The sequence below is a fragment of the Streptomyces sp. NPDC041205 genome (assembly GCF_055591765.1).
In genome coordinates this window covers 1-15,530 of record NZ_JBVIZH010000020.1, presented here as the reverse complement: position 1 = coordinate 15,530, position 15,530 = coordinate 1, and the positions used below count along the sequence as shown (strand labels likewise).

Below are 15,530 nucleotides of genomic sequence, written 5' to 3'. Positions count from 1 at the left end.
TTCCTCGCCATGACCGGATACGAGCAGGTCCGCTCCATCACCGCAGCCCTCGCCGGCGACCAGGACGCCGCCGAACGCGTCGAACTGACCCTGCCCGAGACCGGGGTCTGCGGCGGCGCAGGACTGTTCGACGAGCCCGAGACCGAGCAGAGCGGAGGATGCTGCACCGCTCCCGCGACCCTCCAGGCCGGCACCAGCGCCCCGGCTGCGTCCGGTGGTTGCTGACCGCTGACGCAACGGATGGGCCGCGCGGACACGCTCCGCGCGGCCCATCGTCGTGCGCGGTGTTCTCCAGGCCGAGCAGGTTGAGTGGCGCCGCGCAGAATGTGGAGCCGGTCTTCCAGGAAGGGGCAGTGCGCTTGGCGTTCGTGTGCTTGCCTTGCAGCTCATCGCCCGCCGGGCCGGCGTCGATCGGACCTTCCTCTATCGGCACCGCGGCCTCCTCGAAATGATCCACACCCAAGCCGCGGAACCAGCGCCCACCACCGGCGAGACTGTCAGCCGACCCTCATCGCTTGCCGACCTCGCGCATGCGCAGGACCGCAACATCCGCTTGGCCAAGGGGAATCAGCAGCTTCGTGGCCGCCTTTCCGCCGCCCTCGGCGAAGAGATCTGGCGCGGGGCAGGACTTGCGGCACCACCGGACGTCGAGCCCCTGACCCTGGGCGCTCTGACGGTCATCCTTAGTCGCGCGACGTGCCTCCATCTGGTGCTGTTCGCGGCGTACTTGCCGCTGGCGGTCATCCCCCAGCAGCACCGGCTCCCGCCCCGGGGGACCTGCCGCCCAGCCCCGGGATCAGCACCGCCGCCACCGCCACGTGCATCAGAGCAAGAAAGACCCGGGTGCCGCCGTCCATGCCGTCGCCGATGAACGGCAGGAAGGACAGGGCCAGTACGACACCGGCCGCCCCGGTCCAGATGGCGCGGGCGCGCCGCGCCGCGAACCGCTCCAGGGCGGCCAGCAGCCCCCAGCCGGAGAGCGACGCGAGCAGTGCGACGACCGCCACGGGCACGGCGCCGATGTCGAGCCTCTGCTCGCCGTCGGCGATCCGCAGCCGGTGCCCCAGCAGTGGGTCCGCGACCAGCCACACCAGGACGGGGGCCAGGGCGGCCAGGGCCGTGACTCCCAGGCGCCCTCTCCACGCGTTCACTGGGCGCCCCCCGAGAGCGCCCCGCGCAGGAAGACCTCCACCAGCTCCTGCGGGGTCAGGTCGGGCTCGTCCTCCGTACGCGGCTGGGTGAAGAGGAGCCCGAAGAAGAGGGCCGCGATTTGCTCCGGCGGTCGGCGCAGGGCCGCCTTGTCCGGCTCCAGCAGCTCCGCGAGGGCCGCGCGGATACGGGTCATCGAATCGTCGCGGCCTGCGCCGCGCACCGTGCCGGGGTGCTTGCCGCCGCGATGCCCCAGCGAGCCGAGGATCGCGCCGATCCTGTCCATGTGTGCCTGCAGCGCCTCGGCCGCCTCGGCGAGCCGGTCGGGCAGCGGCTGGGATACGTCGATCGCGTCGAGCTCGCGGACCGCGTGCTCGGGGGAGAGCGCCTCGGCCATGCATGCCTCCAGCAGCTCGTCCTTGTCAGCGAAGACCCGGAAGATCGTGCCCTCGCCGATGCCCGCGGCGCGGGCGATCTTCGCGGTCGTCACCGCGGCGCCGTACTCGGCAATCAGTGGGATCGCGGTCTGGATGATCATTTCGCGGCGCCGTTCCGGCGACATGCTGGGGGCTCGGCGGCGGGGGGTCTGGTTCTCCTTGGGTGCTGTCATGACCACGAGAGTACGGAGTGAGTCCTCACTCCGTCAATGAGTGAGTCCTCACTCCGTTCACTTTTTCCCACTCGGCTGCTTGTTGACGGCAGCCCAACAAGCGGGCCAGAGTGAGGTGGGGACGCGGCGCCCTTCACTGTCCGTGTTCGCTGAACGGGTGCGGCGTGGGCCGTGATGGCTCACCTGAGTTGTCCGGCATTCGAGCTCCATGTTGTGCTCGAGTAATGCTTTCGGAGTCTCCGGAGTCGGCTAGGGCGTCGAAAGCCGTTCCCGAACTCCTTGACGACCCACTTCCCCTCCGGCCTCGACGACGTCACAGCCACCATCGCCGGACTCGACCTCGCGCAGGAGAACCCTCACCACCGGGCAATTCTGGATGCTCACCGCCGAGTTCGGCAGGCGGATGCGCAGCTCCTTGCCGTCGCCGGCGACAGGCCGACCGGCTGCATCGCCGAGGTTCATGAACAGCTGGAGCAGCCGACCGATGTCCTCATCCTGCGCCTGCCGGCCGACGTCGAGCTGACCCGCGGCTGAGCATCCAGTGCTGCTGCTCCCACGCCGTGGACGAGGACGAAGCAGACTCCGCCTCGGACTGAATGCCGTCCTGCTTCAGCTTCAGGTGCTTCTCCAATTGCCACTGGTACGGCCCGGCACCCGGCCGGGGCCTGCGCACTCGCCGTCTCCGCGGGCAGGAACGTCACGCCGACGAGGAGGGCCATGCCGCCCTCGGCGACAGCCCGCACTGAACGCCGCCAGGACCGCAGACCGTCGTATCGTGTCCGTCGTCACCAGCGCTTTCCATGTGTCTCTCCACGAAGTCATGTGCAGCGCCGCAGGCGCGGGTGCAGCGAACCGAAGGCCGAACAGCAAGGCGCGCGGTCATGCCCGCACTCCGTCGGATCCGTCGAATTCACGTTGCCGCGCCGGCAGCGGTGCCGCTGACAGCGGTACCGTCGGCAAACGCCGCGTCACGCCTTTGTGAGGACGACGACCGCATTGTGCCCGCCGAAGCCGAAGGAATTGCTCACCGCGACGGTGACCTCCTGCTGGCGGGGTGACCTGGTCACGAGGTCGATGTCGAAGGCCGGGTCGGGTTCACGCAGCCCGGCGACAGGCGGGACCATGTCCGCACGCAACGCGAGCACGGTCAGGGCTGCCTCGACCGCGCCCGCGGCGCCCAGCGAGTGGCCCAGGGTGCCCTTGGCGGAGGTCACGGAAGGGGAGTGGGGAAAGAAGCGTTCCAGCAGTGCTGCCTCAACGGCGTCGCCGCGATGCGTGGAGGTGCCGTGCGCGTTGACGTGGTCGACCTCGCCGGGGCTGACGCCCGCTTCCACGAGCGCGGCACGTAGCGCCCGTTCGGCGCCCTGGCCTTCGGGATGCGGCGCGACCAGATGGTGGGCGTCGGTGGTGGCCGCGAAACCGAGGAACCGCGCCAGGCGCGGGGCGGAGCGGGCGGCCGCATGCTCGGCTCGTTCGAGGACGAGGGCTCCCGCGCCCTCGGCGATGACGAATCCGTCACGAGCGGTGTCGAACGGGCGTGAGCCCTGGTCGGACAGCGCGCCCAACTGCGTGAAGCCGGTGACGACGGACGGGGTGACAGCGGCGTCGGCGCCGCACACCACGGCGATGTCGCACTGGCGGGAGGCCAGCAGATCACGGGCCGTACCGAGCGCGGTGGCGCCGGACGCGCACGCGGTCGCGACGTTGAGCACGGGGCCTCGCACGCCCAGGTGCAGGGCGATGGTGGCGGACACCATGTTGATGAGATAGCCGGTCAGGAAGTACGGCGACACGCTCGTCGGGCCGCCGGCGGCGAACCTCTCGGCGGCGACGTGCGCGGAGTGCATGCCGCCCAGAGAGCAGCCCGTGACGACGGCCACGCGGGTCGGGTCCCAGTCGGCTGGATCGAGCTTGGCCCGCTCCAGCGCTTGGGCGACAGCGGTCAGGCCCAGGCGCGCGCAGGGATCGGGCCGCAGCGTGGGGCTGTGCTTCGGCACCGAGTCCGCGAGGTCCGCGCGACAGCTCAGGGAAACCGGAAGGTCCCGCAGTTCCGGATCCCTGCGGGCCGTGGCGCGGCCCTCGCACACGGCGTCCCAGGTGGATTCCACGTCGCTGCCCGCCGCTGTGACCAGGCCGATCCCGGTCACGATGACGCCGGTTTCTCGGCTCACCGGGCACATCGCTGGTCGGCGCGTGCGGTGAACTCGGCGAAGGTGAGTGCGCGCAGCTCGTCCTCCGTTGCACTGATGCCCAGTTCGTCCTTGAGCGCGATGGCCATCTCCACGACCATCAGCGAATCGATGAGCAGGTCGGTCATCGGAGTCTCCGCCCTGATGGCGGCCCGGTCGACCTGGAACTTGTCGACGATCAGGTCCGCGATGAGATCCGCGGATCGTGCTGTCTTGGCTGGAGGCGGTGTAGCGGAGGAATTCATGGCGCCTTCCCTGAGCGATGGACCCATGAGCGGGCCGACACTCAAGGGGACCACCTGGTTGGCTTTCGCGATATTGCGGTCACCCATATTCGGTAGAGAGTCAGATCTTATGGAGGAATCGAATCCAAGACCGCTCGACAGGATCACCACCGACGCCTTGAGCAGAGTGCTCGACTGGTTGGCCGACGACTATCTACGGGTCGAGGTGTCCGGACTCGGCAACATCCCGGATCGCGGTCCTGCCCTGCTGATCGCCAACCATTCAGGGGCCTGGGGCCTGGACGCGTTCGTGCTGCACAACCTGCTGCACCGGGAACTGCGGCGACCCGTGTACTTCTACGCCTCCTCGATCGTTTTCCGGCTGCCTCCGGTGGCCGCCTACGCACGGCAGCACGGCGCTTTCGCCGACGACCCCACACTGGGCAGCGACCGACTGGCCGACGGGCACCTCGTCGGGATCTTCCCCGAGGGACTCGACGGGGTCGGCAAGCCGTTCTCCGAGCGCTACCGGCTGCGTCCCTTCAGCCCCGGATTCGCGGTCACCGCCATACAGACGCAGGTGCCTGTCATTCCGGTGTCGATCGTGGGGGCCGAGGAGACCTATCCCAAGCTGGGCAGCATCGCGTCGCTGGCCCGCCGGTTCGACCTCCCCTATTTCCCCGTCACCACGCTCCTGCCGCTCCCAGCGAAGTGGCGGATCACCGTCGGTGAACCAGTGCCTGCCCCCGCCGCCGGTGATTCCTTCGCCGAACGCTCCGCCGCCACGCGCCAGTTGTGCGACGAGGTCTGGTTCACCGTGCAGGGGATGGTCGACCGCGACGTGCGCCGCCGGACGTCCGCCTTCTGGTGACGGCGTCTGTCCGGTTTGGCTGATGGGATGCTGCTGAGGCCTCTGCCTGGCTCGGCTGATGGGTTACCTCTCCGGTCTCGGCCAGGCTTGGCTGAAGGCAGGGCTATCTCTCCAGCCACTGGGCGGCACGGCGCACATCCTCGGCTGCGCGGGCGCAGCGTTCGGCATGGGCCAGCAGCGTCATCCGGCATTGTTCTCCGAAGGCATCGTGATTCCAGTCGGGTTGCCTCGCGCAGTCCGCCAGTTGCCGGGCCTGCTCGTCGAGGCTGCGGGCACTGTCGTGGGCCAGCGCGGCGTGACGGGCAGAAATCCCGCCTCCCGTGCCGGGGGTGAATGAGGCCAGGCCCCGTTCGAGGACGCCGACACGCGAGTCGATGTCCGTGAGAGCGAGGTCGAGGGAGTCGGCGTGGAGTTCGGCGGGCAGGGCACCGGGGTCGATCCGCAGGGCGTGCACCGCAGGTTCGGCATGTCGGAGTACGGCGCGGGTGACCTCCGTCGCGGCCAGGACCGCCAGTTCGGCGGCGGCGCACGGCACCGGTGCGGCACACAGCGATGCCGACGGGCCGTCATCACCGTGCCCGTGCTCGTTGTCCAAGTCGCGCAGCCAGGCGGTCGCGCACAGGATGTCGGTGCCGGAAGCGATGCCCATGTCGCGCCACCGGAAGGGAGCGGACACCTCGTGCACGGTGGCGGACAGCGGTGGGTAGTGGCGCAGTGCGGAGGACACCGCCTGCTCGACGCGGTCGGTGGCCGGAGCGACCGGAAGGGCCGAGGCGAGCGCCAGGGCCTGGAAGACCGTGTCGGTCAGTGCGCGGGTGACGATCTCCAGGGCGTGCTCGACCACGCCCCGCCGGGTGTCGTCGTCCGGCACCGCGGCCACGAGTGACTCCGCAGCCGGATCGTCGAGGTACGGGTCGAGGCGCCGTCGCAACGCGGCCAGTCGAGTGGCGTGCTCGGTGGCGTCCGCGGCATGCGACGTCAGGTCCAGGATGTCGCTGACGAGCGAGTCGTCGGCGGCCTCGTCACCGAGTACGATCCGCCGCGCGGCCCGTCGGGCGACGGCAGACCAGTCGCCGTGCGCCAGACGGGCGCCGGGACCGCGCAGGGCGAGGAGTTCCGGTGCCGCCTCGGCCGCGGTCGACCGGGCCCGTGAGTGCAGGGCGGCAAGCGCGACGGGCAACGGCGCGTGCGGCGTGAGGCGCAGGCGGTGACCGCGGGCGGTCACGCCGGTGACGCTTCCGCGGGCACCGGCTTCCTCCGCCGCGCCGATCAGGCTCCGTGCGTCCTCCGTGTTCAGCGGAGTCACGAACGTGCCGAACGCGGTGTGGAGCAGCAGCGGTCGGTGGCGCGCGGTACGCCGCAGTTGGGCGAGGACCTGGCGCGTCAGATACTGCCGGGTGAACATCGTGAGGCCCAGTGCCCGGGCCGGGGCATCGATCCAGGAGATGCGCTGGGCGGCCATGGCCGCGCTGAACAGGGCGTTCTCCAGGGGCCACGCCGTGGTGGGCCGACGTGGTGCGGTGCTGGTGTCGCCGGCGTTCATTGCCTGTCTCCTCGGTCGCGCTTTCTGGGCATGGCGGGTCACTTGTCCAGGAGCAGATAGGGCTGGTTGCCGACGATCTCGCCGTCGTACATGGTGATGAGTTCGTTCACTTGTGTGCGGTGCCGCGGTTGGCTGTCGCGCAAGGTGGAGGCGTACGTCTGCGGGGCGTGCGACAGCGGGTAGTCGTACGTCTCGTCCAGCCATGAGAGTTCCACCCAGCCGTCAGGGAGGCGGGTGGCCGAAGCCGGGCCGCGACCGTCGAGACCGGGGATCACGTCGTGTTTGTTGACGAGGCTGATCACTTGGACGGCGGGGTCGACCGGGCGCTTGGTGTCGATGGGAGCTCCGACGCCGATGACATGGGTGAGCCGGTACCGGGACACGAAGGACAGGTCGGACGCCAGGTTCATGGCGGCGATCCCGCCGAGACTGTGCCCGACGATCATGAGCTCGGCGCCCTCGGACACCCCGGCGCGCATCAGGAGGGACATGACGGACCGGGTGTAGGTGGTGTCGACGCGCAGCAGGTTGTCGAAGGCCCCGACAAGGTCCTGGGGGGTGCTGTTCTTGAGCCCCCCGAAGCTGGTGCCCGGCAGCAGCAGGACATACCGTTCGGCGCCGTCGACGCACTCGATCCGCCGCAGAAGTGTGAGGCCGTGGTTGCCGAGTGCGGAGATGTCGTCGATGTAGCTGACGATGTCGTTGCCGGAGCGGGACAGGACCCGCGCCAGGAGAGCGTCACTCTCGGCGCGCTCGGCCCGTCCCGGGCCTTGGCTGAAACGCTCGATGAACGCCCGGGGCAGTCCCAGCACCGGTTCGGTGGTGGGCACGCCTCCGGCGAGCGTCACCCACGCGAAGCTGTCGTTGGTCGGGTTCTCGTCCAAGAGTGCGAGGAGCGCGAGCAGTTCCATGACCACGGGACTGATCGTGGTGAGGGTGCGCGTGATGCCGTGCACCTGCACCAGTTCCCTGGCCGCACGCAGCACCGCCGTCCTGCGGCCGGCCACGGCCGCGTCAGTGAGCCGTTTGGCGGCCGGAGCGGCCAAGTTGGGATGCTCGGCGGCGGCCGCCTCGATGCGCAGGGCGAACGCGTCGACCGCCATCGTCACGGAGGCCGCTCTGCGACGCGTGACCGTACCCATGAAACGGACGACCTCGCCGACCGGGCCGCCATTGACGGCGAACCCGAGGCCCGCGGAGTTCGTCACGGCACGCCCCGCGGCCAGGGCCGTGCCGAGCCCCCACAGCGGTCGGCGCACGGCCTGCATTCCGAGCCTCCAGCTGGAGCAGGCCGCGGTCAGTTCCGCTCCGGCTCTGCGTGCCGCCAGCGCGGCATCCGCCAGGAGGATCGAGGCCTCCACCAGCGCGTCGGTAGGGAGGGGCGGCTGAGTGCCGGCGGGTATCCGGTCGGCTGCCTCGGCTGCTGTGTCGGCTGTCATCGTGCCCGCCTCGCTCGAACGTGTGCGGATGCAAGGGCCGGTCCGCTCGGTGGCGCCGCCCCTCTCAGTACAACCGGGACACCATCTGACGGCAGGAGCGCGAGGGCCGTTCGGGTGCATCGCGCGGTGTGCGCGGTCGCGGTGGCCGACCGTGCGTCCCGCGACCAGCATCCTGGTGTGATGATCGGTCCGCGCAAGGGGAAGGTGACGCGATGGCTGCTGACGAGTCTCCTGTTGGGAGCGGCCTGCTGGTCGGCCGCCGGGCCCTCGGCCGCCGACGGCCCCTCATCGGACGGGCTCGTACTGACGGTGACGGTCAACAACCGTCCGGGGCTGGGGGCACAGCATCCGGGCATCCGCACCGGGACGCCGGTGCTGGCGTCGTACCGCCTGGTCAACCGCGGTAGCGCCGACCTGCACGACCTGCGTATCCAGGACCCCGGCATGGCGGGGGCCCGCGTCCGCTGTCCCGGCGGCCGCGACAAGGTTCCCCTGCTGACGGGACTGCGTACGGCGCGGTGCACGGCGACAGGGATCGCCCGGCCCGGTGCCCGCGCCGGTGCGGTGCGGGCCATCGGATGGCAGCCATACCTGCGGGCCAGGGTCGTGGCGACGGCGCGCTCCGGGTACGCCGGGGTCGGTGCCGCACTGGCCCTGCGGGAGGAGGTTCGGGTGACGGGACCCGACCGGGCGCGGATCCGCTACAGCGTCACCAACACCGGAAACCGCTCCGTGTGGGGTGCCCGTCTGACGGACCCGTTGCTGCGCCGGGACCGCACTGACTGCGGGGGCGGCCGCTCCGCGCTGCCGCCGCTCGCCCCGCTGGGGACGGCGACGTGTACCGCCGAGGTGCGGCGCCCTCCCGGCACCTACCGCAGCCAAGGCCGTGTCGAGGGCACCGATCGGCTGCGCACCATCGACTCCGGGGGAGGGTGGATGCCGCCTCCCCGGCTGACGGCACACGCGTCGGCGCGCTTTGAGCTGCCGGGCCGGGAGGCCCGGACCCCTCCACGACGGAGACCGCCGGGCCACACCCCCGATCCGCCGGACCGGCCGCCCCGCGAGGTCGCCCCTCCCGATGCCCTGCCTCAGCCCGTCGCGCCACTGGTTCCGCCACCCCCGCCACCGCCCCCACCCGGCATCGCCGCACCAGGCATCCCCGTACCCGGCGAAGCGGAGGCTCGGCCCAACGCCGTCGCACCGCCCCCACCGGTGGGCCTGCGCCCGGCGAAACCACAGCAGCCGACGCCCGCCGAACGGCGCCCGCAGTCGCTGCTCAGCCGGTTCGTCCGCGCGGACCACACCCCCACCGGGCTCGGTGTGGGTACGGCTCTGTTCCTCATCCTGCTGCCCGCGGCTGTCGCGGCCGCCGTACTCGGCTCGCGCAGACGCTGATCATGCCATCGACCCACGACGGGGCTCCGATGATCGAAAGCATTGCCATCGTCCTTGGTGTCGCGCTGCTCGCCGCCATGGCCGTCCTCATCAAGCACCGCTTCCGTCCGATGGGGCCGGAGGACGAACCCCGCGAAGACGTGGCCGAGTACATCTCGATGATGGTCGGCGTCCTGTACGCCCTCGTCCTCGGTCTGGCCCTCGTCACGGTATGGGACACGCATTCCGGTGCGAAGGACCACGTCGCGGCGGAGGCCAGCGCGGCGCACCAGATCCACCTCCTGGCCGCGGGCCTGCCCGCCACGCAGGCCGACCGGATGCGCCAGGGGGTCGAGGAGTACGTCCATCACGTCGCGGACGTCGAATGGCCGGCCATGGCCGAAGACGCGACACCGGATCCGCGGGGCTGGCGGCTGCTGGAGCAGGTGCGCGTGTCGGCACAGCTGCCCGACGACGCCACGCCCGCCCAGCAGGTCACGGGACAGGAGACGCTGGCGCAGCTCAGCGCCCTGGACGAGGCCAGACGCGGCCGCGAGTCCGACGCGGGGGAGAGGCTTTCGCCGGTGATCTGGTTCGGCCTGGTCGTCGGCGGTGTCCTCACCATCACCTTCATGTTCATGTTCGGTGTCCGCCGCAGCTTCACCCACGTCGTGATGGTGATGGGGCTGTCCGGCCTCATCGCCTTCACGGTGCTGCTCGTCTACCAGTTGGACAGCCCCTTCGGCGGCCTGTTCGCCGTCGACCCGTCTCCGTTCGTCCGCCACTTCTGACTCCCTGCTCCAAGCTCTCTGCAACCGGGGCGATGGCCCAGCTCCCGGTCACCATGCGGACGGACCGAGGTGAATGCAGAGTAGGGACCGTCGTGCCGACCAACGCCCGTGTGGTGAGAGGAAGGAGATTCTTCTATGACGGAGCAGCGGCGTGAGGGAATCGTCGACTGGTGGGACCGTCGACGCGGATACGTCTTCATCGTCCCCTTCGGTGCCACCGCACCTGTGGTCGTCGAGACCGGGGCATTGGAAGGCACCCACGTGCTCTCCTCGGAGCAACACGTCTCCTCCCTCCTCCCATTCACCGGAGGGCCCCTTCGGGCCCGGAGCGTACGGCCCTGACGGAGGGCTGCTCCGCCACGGTGCGTCACCCGACTGGAGTACAGGGGGGATCCTCGCCTGCGATGCGCTCGACCCACCACCTCACCCCCGACGTCAGCCGGGGAGCCCCCTGTGGCCGCGGAGGGCTGACCAGCCGCCCACACGGCGCCCGGTTCTGGCACGCGACGTGCCCCGTATCCCAGGAGGTGGCCCATGCTGCGACGTTTTCGGTACCGGTTCGACAACGCCATGGCGCGCGGAACACCCGCGATGATCGGTGTCATCGCGGCCGCCATGCTGGCCCTCGCCCTCCTCAACGCCATCACGCTCCTTGTGCTGGCGCCCGACCTCGTACGGAAGGAGGGAGCCGCCTCCGTCCTGTGGCGCAGCACCCTGCGAGTCCTCAACCCTCCCGGCATGTTGCAGCGTGACTACGCCCCTTCGGACCCTCCCCTCGGCGTCGCCTATCGGATCGTCTCGACGGTCATCACCATCATCGGAATCTTGCTGCTCAGCACCCTCATCGCGGTCCTCGGAGCCGGCATCCAGCGCAAGCTCTCCAAGCTGCGCAAGGGACGCTCCGTGGTGGTCGAGAGCGACCACACCGTCATCCTCGGCTGGTCCGAGCAGGTCCACATGATCATCTCGGAGCTCGTCGAGGCCAACCGGAATCAGAAGTACGCCTGCGTGACCGTGCTCGCCCCCAAGGACAAGGTGCAGATGGAGGACGCGATACGCGAACGGGTGGGCGACACCGCACCGACACGGGTGGTCTGCCGCACCGGCGACCCGACACGCATCTCCGACATCGACCTGGTCAGCCCCAGGAAGGCACGGTCGATCCTCGTCCTCCCCCCGGAACAGAAGGACGCGGACATCTCCGTCATCAAGTCCCTGCTCGCGGTGACCAGCGGAGCCCTCGCCGAGACGGGTCACGAGGGGCGGCCGGTGCCGCACGTGGTGACCAGCATCTCGGACGACCACAATCTTCCGGCGGCCCTGATCGCCGGCGGTGCGCACACCCACGTAGTCAGCGCCCAGTGCTTCATCGCCCGCCTGCTCGTCCAGACCAGCCTTCAGTCCGGACTGTCCATCGTCTACACGGGACTCCTGGAGTTCGACGGCGACGAGATCTACATGTCCGCGCAACCCCAGCTGGCCGGGCAGACGTTCGGCGAGGCCGTGTACGCCTTCCGCACCTCCACCGTGATCGGACTCCGCCGCCTCGACGGACAGATCCTGCTCAACCCCCCGGCCGACACCGGGATCCTGGCCACGGACCAGATCGTCGCCATCTCCCAGGACGACGACACCGTCGTCCCCACCGACGAGGTACCCACCATCACCTTCGAGGCGATCGTCACCGACGAGGCGTCGGATCCACGCCCTGAGCGCGTGCTGCTGCTGGGCTGGAACGCCCGGACGCCTGAGGCCGTGAACCAGTTGGCGAAGCTGGCACCTGAGGGCTCCCGGCTCGACATCGTCGCCGACGTCCCCGACCTGCACGACCGGGTGGAGGGGCTCCGCGCCAGGCTTCCGCAGCTCGAACTGGGTGTTGTCGCGGCCGACCCCGCCAACCGTGTCGTCCTGGAAGACGTGGACCTGGCTGCCTATCAGCACGTGATGGTGGTCGGCGACGGTGGAGGGGCCGACAAGTCCGCGACGGATTCGCGCACGCTCATGACCCTGCTGCACCTGCGCGACCTGGCCGTTCAGCACGGTCACGGCTTCTCGGTGGTGACCGAGATGGCCGACGACCGTAACCGCACACTGGCGCAGGCCGCGCACGCCGACGACTTCATCCTGAGCGACAACCTGCTCAGCCTGCGGATGGCCCAGACCTCGGAGAACCCCGAGCTGAACCGGCTTTTCCAGGAACTCTTCGATCCCGAGGGATGCCAGATCAGGCTCCGGCCCGCCCAGGAGTACGTACAGCCGCACGCCACCGTCGCCTTCTACACGGTGGTCGAAGCCGCCCTGCGTCGGGATCAGATAGCCATCGGCTACCGGCTCGCCCGCCACGCCCAGCGCAGGCCGGACTACGGCATCGTCGTCAACCCGGACAAGGCGACACTGCTGTCCCTGACGGGCGGTGACAAGGTGATCGTCCTCGACGGGCGGTGCTGCGACGCGGGCCCATCACGACGATGACGACTGGCCGGGGCTCAGGCGCGGTGCACCTCGAGGGCGGTGCGCACGGCGGACTCGATCGCGCCCTCGATCCAGGCGGGTTTGAGCGAGGTGTGGTCCCCGGCGAAGTGCAAAGGGCCCTCGGGGTTGGTCAGGTGCGGCAGGAGCGCCGTGTGCTGGCCGGGCAGGAGCACGGCGGCCTCGCCGTACGCGTAAGGATCCCGTACCCAGCTCTGGGTGCGTCCGGCACCGGTGTAGAACACTTCGATCCGCTGGCCGTACACGTCCTGCAGGCCGCGCAGCGCGTGCGGATAGCGGGCGTCGTCGTCCAGGCAGTCCCAGCGCAGGGCGTCGTCGGACCAGCTGTAGGAGGCGAGGATGACGCCGCCCTCGCTTCCTGGAACCGGGTGGGAGGGATGGAACATGAAGCGGTTGGAGTTGTCCGAGAGGGAGCCGCCGCCCACGGTCGCCGTCGCCTCGGGCTGGTCGCGCAGGGTGGACCGACGTGCGGCGTACTGCGCGCGTTGCGTGTCCTTGAGCCATCCCTCGGGTACTGAGGGGTGGGCGCCCAGCAGGGAACCGTCGGTGGGTGCCTTGCCGTCGCGGTAAGCGGCGTACAAGCCGGGCCGGAACGCCTCCAGTTCGCGCTTCCACTCCGCTTCGGTCCACTCCCACCAGCGCCGGGAGAACTCCAGGAGGACCTTGGTGGCGGCGTCGTAGTGCATCTCGATGATGGCCCGTCGCTTGCCGTAGGAGAGCGGGGGAGAGACGGGCAGCTGACGCATCCCCGAGAAGGGCACGGTGAGGATCGCGACGTCGGCGGTGAACTCCTCGTGCTGCACGGGGCCGCCGCCGGATTCGGTGACGGTGTCGACCCACACTCCCTTGCCGGCCGGAGCCTCCGCGCCGTGCGCGATGCGGGTGGCCCGGCAGTTGAAGCGGACCAAGTGCCGAACCCGCGCCAGCAAGGCGTCGGCCAGGCGGGCGGTTCCCCCTTCGATCTCGAAGAAGCGCGTCTGAGGACGAATGAGCGAGGCGCCGATGAAGCTGTGCAGGAAGGAGAGCGGCAGCCGGGAGGTGAGGTTCTCCAGGGTGCCCACCAGCTCGATCGTGCGGTGGTCCAGACCCGCGTGCTCGGACAGGAACCGGTACGTCGACCACTCGCCGAACTGCTCCACCACACGTGTCCAACCCGCCAGGAGCTCCGCCAGGGGTTTGTCGACACGTCGGCCGTCCGGCCCTACGACGGAGAACTCGTCGCGGACCGGGGCGAGGACCGAGTCGACGATGTGGGACGCGGGCACGTCCCACAAGTGCCGGGGGACGCCGAAGGACCGGTTGACCGCCCTGGGATTCTTCGCGTAGTCGGCGCGCCGTACCCGGAGGCCGTTGACGTACAGCCAGGTCCGACCCGCTCCCTTGGAATCGCGGCCCATATCCGTCAGGTGGAAGCTGCGCCGCTTCAGGCCGAGTTGATCGATGAGGCCGGTCACCAGGGGATGGACGTCCGGGATGCGCATCGCACCGGCTTCCGCGTACTGCTTCGGGTCGGCGAAGGGCTGCTCGGCCTTCTCGTGACCCCCGGTCCGGAAGGTCTTGATGCGGCCGCCGGCCCGGTTGCCGTTCGCTTCGATCACGGTGACCTCGTGACCGGCCTCGTCGAGCAGGTGCGCCGCGGTGAGCCCTGCCGCTCCCGCCCCGACGACCAACACCTTCTTGGGACCCCGACCGGCGCGTGGCAGCCCGCCGCCCAGCAGGATCTTCTTGTAGCGAGGGGTGAGTGGCTGATCGTTTCTGTCCAGGACCAGCAAGGCTCGTGCCACGTCCGCAGCTGCGTCCGCGGATGTTGGAGAAGCGGCGCGAACACTGCCGCTCGTGTCAGCGGCGTGGCTGGGAAACGATGCCGCGGTCGGCACACCGACCGTGGCCAGACCGGCAACGGTTTTCGTGAAGACGCGACGGGAAGGGCGAGGTGTGGGCATCCATCCGGTGTAGCGCCTGGGCGGAACGCCCTTGAGACGGCACACAGAAGTGGGGTACTCGGATCACCCGACCGGCGGTCGTGGACGCTGTCCACCACTCTCCAGGGCTACGCCCGTTTGTGTCACCCTTCTGAAATCGCCGACGCCACGTGGGCCTTTCTCTGGTCTTGGGTGATGGGTCAGGGTGTCGTGATACGTCGCCATGGACTGTCGGATGCTGACGGCCTGAGCACGTACACCGAGGCGTCGAACCAGCCGATGCTCCGCCTCCTTCGCCGCCTCGGCCCCGTCGGCGGGACGCGGCACGGAACGCGCCTCGACGTGCGCCTGCCCCTTGGCACAAGCGGCCTCGCACACCGGCTTTCGTGACACCCCAAAGAATCCTCCATGTGTCCCGCAACGAGCCGGCGAAGAAGGCTCTGACCCAGCTGGATCACCGCATCGAAGCGGCCGTGGGCCACAGCATCGGCCGACTGCGGCAGCACCGCGACCGCGACCTGCTCGACGAGCAGCAGGGCTCCTGGACGGCGTCAAGGAACAGGTCAACTGCCTGATCGAGCAGTCCATGCAGGAGTGGGGCCGCGTCAGCCAGGGTGCGGCGCCTGAGGGGTGAGTCGGGGTTTTGGTCCGTGACTGGTCCGGAAGAGCCGGTCAGGAGCGGGATGACGGTGGGCGGAACCGGGAGTTACGGAGTGAATCGGGCCCTGCTCTGAGCGGGCGGAACGGAAGGCGCCTGAGAGCCAAAGGCCAGGTCAGGCGCCCTTTTGTGTGCCTCTAGAAGAAGCCGAGCTTCTTCGGTGAGTACGATACGAGCAGGTTCGTCGAGTACCGGTAGTTCTTGCTCGAGGTCGCGATGCTGCGGTCCCGGGTGGGCACCAGTGTCCCGTCGACGATGTAGACAGTGTCC

The 15,530-nt window shown here is 69.7% G+C and carries 13 protein-coding genes and 2 pseudogenes; 7 read left to right on the top strand and 8 right to left on the bottom strand.

Annotation, left to right across the window (positions count from 1 at the left end; all coding sequences use genetic code 11):
• Positions 1-225, top strand: a pseudogene (locus ACZ6BG_RS39045) (flavoprotein); the annotation flags it as partial.
• Positions 226-740: 515 nt separating this feature from the next.
• On the opposite strand, the gene ACZ6BG_RS39040 reads toward ACZ6BG_RS39045, so the two are convergent.
• Positions 741-1,151, bottom strand: a complete 411-nt coding sequence (locus ACZ6BG_RS39040) for a DUF6069 family protein (RefSeq protein ID WP_469011131.1) — start codon at positions 1,149-1,151, stop codon at positions 741-743.
• Positions 1,148-1,759 carry a TetR/AcrR family transcriptional regulator gene (locus tag ACZ6BG_RS39035; protein WP_469011130.1) on the bottom strand — a complete coding sequence of 204 codons (612 nt, stop codon included), beginning with the start codon at positions 1,757-1,759 and terminating at the stop codon, positions 1,148-1,150. Before ACZ6BG_RS39035 ends, ACZ6BG_RS39040 begins: the two co-directional genes overlap by 4 nt.
• 279 nt (positions 1,760-2,038) lie before the next feature.
• On the opposite strand from ACZ6BG_RS39035, the gene ACZ6BG_RS39030 reads away from it, so the two are divergent.
• A complete protein-coding gene (locus ACZ6BG_RS39030; protein WP_469011128.1) occupies positions 2,039-2,293 on the top strand; it encodes a hypothetical protein in 255 nt (84 codons plus the stop codon).
• Positions 2,294-2,727: 434 nt separating this feature from the next.
• On the opposite strand, the gene ACZ6BG_RS39025 is transcribed toward ACZ6BG_RS39030, so the two are convergent.
• Positions 2,728-3,930, bottom strand: coding sequence for a beta-ketoacyl-[acyl-carrier-protein] synthase family protein (locus ACZ6BG_RS39025; RefSeq protein ID WP_469011126.1), 1,203 nt, complete (start codon positions 3,928-3,930; stop codon positions 2,728-2,730).
• Positions 3,927-4,193 (bottom strand): acyl carrier protein, encoded by a 267-nt coding sequence (locus ACZ6BG_RS39020; protein WP_469011123.1) that lies wholly within the window; start codon positions 4,191-4,193, stop codon positions 3,927-3,929. Before ACZ6BG_RS39020 ends, ACZ6BG_RS39025 begins: the two co-directional genes overlap by 4 nt.
• Between ACZ6BG_RS39020 and ACZ6BG_RS39015 the strand changes: the two genes are divergently transcribed.
• Positions 4,192-5,043, top strand: a complete 852-nt coding sequence (locus ACZ6BG_RS39015) for a lysophospholipid acyltransferase family protein (RefSeq protein WP_469011121.1) — start codon at positions 4,192-4,194, stop codon at positions 5,041-5,043. The genes ACZ6BG_RS39020 and ACZ6BG_RS39015 overlap by 2 nt on opposite strands.
• A 103-nt stretch (positions 5,044-5,146) precedes the next feature.
• Here ACZ6BG_RS39015 and ACZ6BG_RS39010 read toward each other — a convergent pair whose 3' ends face one another.
• Complete coding sequence (locus ACZ6BG_RS39010) at positions 5,147-6,586, bottom strand: cytochrome P450 family protein (protein ID WP_469011117.1); 1,440 nt, start codon at positions 6,584-6,586, stop codon at positions 5,147-5,149.
• A gap of 38 nt (positions 6,587-6,624) precedes the next feature.
• A complete protein-coding gene (locus ACZ6BG_RS39005) occupies positions 6,625-8,025 on the bottom strand; it encodes an alpha/beta hydrolase family protein (RefSeq protein ID WP_469011114.1) in 1,401 nt (466 codons plus the stop codon).
• A 180-nt stretch (positions 8,026-8,205) separates the two neighbouring features.
• Here ACZ6BG_RS39005 and ACZ6BG_RS39000 point away from each other — a divergent pair, with 180 nt between their 5' ends.
• From ACZ6BG_RS39000 to ACZ6BG_RS38990, 3 genes are all read left to right on the top strand, one after another.
• On the top strand, positions 8,206-9,420 hold the full coding sequence (locus ACZ6BG_RS39000; RefSeq protein WP_469011109.1) for a hypothetical protein: 1,215 nt from the start codon (positions 8,206-8,208) through the stop codon (positions 9,418-9,420).
• Positions 9,421-9,449: 29 nt separating this feature from the next.
• Positions 9,450-10,190: a bestrophin-like domain gene (locus ACZ6BG_RS38995; protein ID WP_469011105.1), complete on the top strand. Its 741-nt coding sequence runs from the start codon at positions 9,450-9,452 to the stop codon at positions 10,188-10,190.
• 534 nt (positions 10,191-10,724) lie between these two features.
• The gene (locus ACZ6BG_RS38990; protein WP_469011101.1) at positions 10,725-12,662 is read left to right on the top strand and encodes a CASTOR/POLLUX-related putative ion channel; all 1,938 of its coding nucleotides are present in this window, start codon (positions 10,725-10,727) and stop codon (positions 12,660-12,662) included.
• Positions 12,663-12,676: 14 nt separating this feature from the next.
• Here the strand turns inward: ACZ6BG_RS38990 and ACZ6BG_RS38985 are convergent, their stop codons facing one another.
• A complete protein-coding gene (locus ACZ6BG_RS38985) occupies positions 12,677-14,623 on the bottom strand; it encodes a flavin monoamine oxidase family protein (protein ID WP_469011099.1) in 1,947 nt (648 codons plus the stop codon).
• A gap of 389 nt (positions 14,624-15,012) precedes the next feature.
• On the opposite strand from ACZ6BG_RS38985, the gene ACZ6BG_RS38980 reads away from it, so the two are divergent.
• On the top strand, positions 15,013-15,177 hold the full coding sequence (locus tag ACZ6BG_RS38980; protein ID WP_469011096.1) for a hypothetical protein: 165 nt from the start codon (positions 15,013-15,015) through the stop codon (positions 15,175-15,177).
• A gap of 262 nt (positions 15,178-15,439) precedes the next feature.
• Here ACZ6BG_RS38980 and ACZ6BG_RS38975 read toward each other — a convergent pair.
• Positions 15,440-15,530, bottom strand: a pseudogene (locus ACZ6BG_RS38975) (IS5/IS1182 family transposase); the annotation flags it as partial.

What these genes read in the sequence shown, in the direction of transcription:
- ACZ6BG_RS39035 (WP_469011130.1), bottom strand. Translation starts at nt 1,759, where the DNA reads ATGACAGCACCCAAGGAGAACCAGACCCCCCGCCGCCGAGCCCCCAGC.
- ACZ6BG_RS39015 (WP_469011121.1), top strand. Translation starts at nt 4,192, where the DNA reads ATGGCGCCTTCCCTGAGCGATGGACCCATGAGCGGGCCGACACTCAAG.
- ACZ6BG_RS39020 (WP_469011123.1), bottom strand. Translation starts at nt 4,193, where the DNA reads ATGAATTCCTCCGCTACACCGCCTCCAGCCAAGACAGCACGATCCGCG.
- ACZ6BG_RS39010 (WP_469011117.1), bottom strand. Translation starts at nt 6,586, where the DNA reads ATGAACGCCGGCGACACCAGCACCGCACCACGTCGGCCCACCACGGCG.
- ACZ6BG_RS39005 (WP_469011114.1), bottom strand. Translation starts at nt 8,025, where the DNA reads ATGACAGCCGACACAGCAGCCGAGGCAGCCGACCGGATACCCGCCGGC.
- ACZ6BG_RS39000 (WP_469011109.1), top strand. Translation starts at nt 8,206, where the DNA reads ATGATCGGTCCGCGCAAGGGGAAGGTGACGCGATGGCTGCTGACGAGT.
- ACZ6BG_RS38995 (WP_469011105.1), top strand. Translation starts at nt 9,450, where the DNA reads ATGATCGAAAGCATTGCCATCGTCCTTGGTGTCGCGCTGCTCGCCGCC.
- ACZ6BG_RS38990 (WP_469011101.1), top strand. Translation starts at nt 10,725, where the DNA reads ATGCTGCGACGTTTTCGGTACCGGTTCGACAACGCCATGGCGCGCGGA.
- ACZ6BG_RS38985 (WP_469011099.1), bottom strand. Translation starts at nt 14,623, where the DNA reads ATGCCCACACCTCGCCCTTCCCGTCGCGTCTTCACGAAAACCGTTGCC.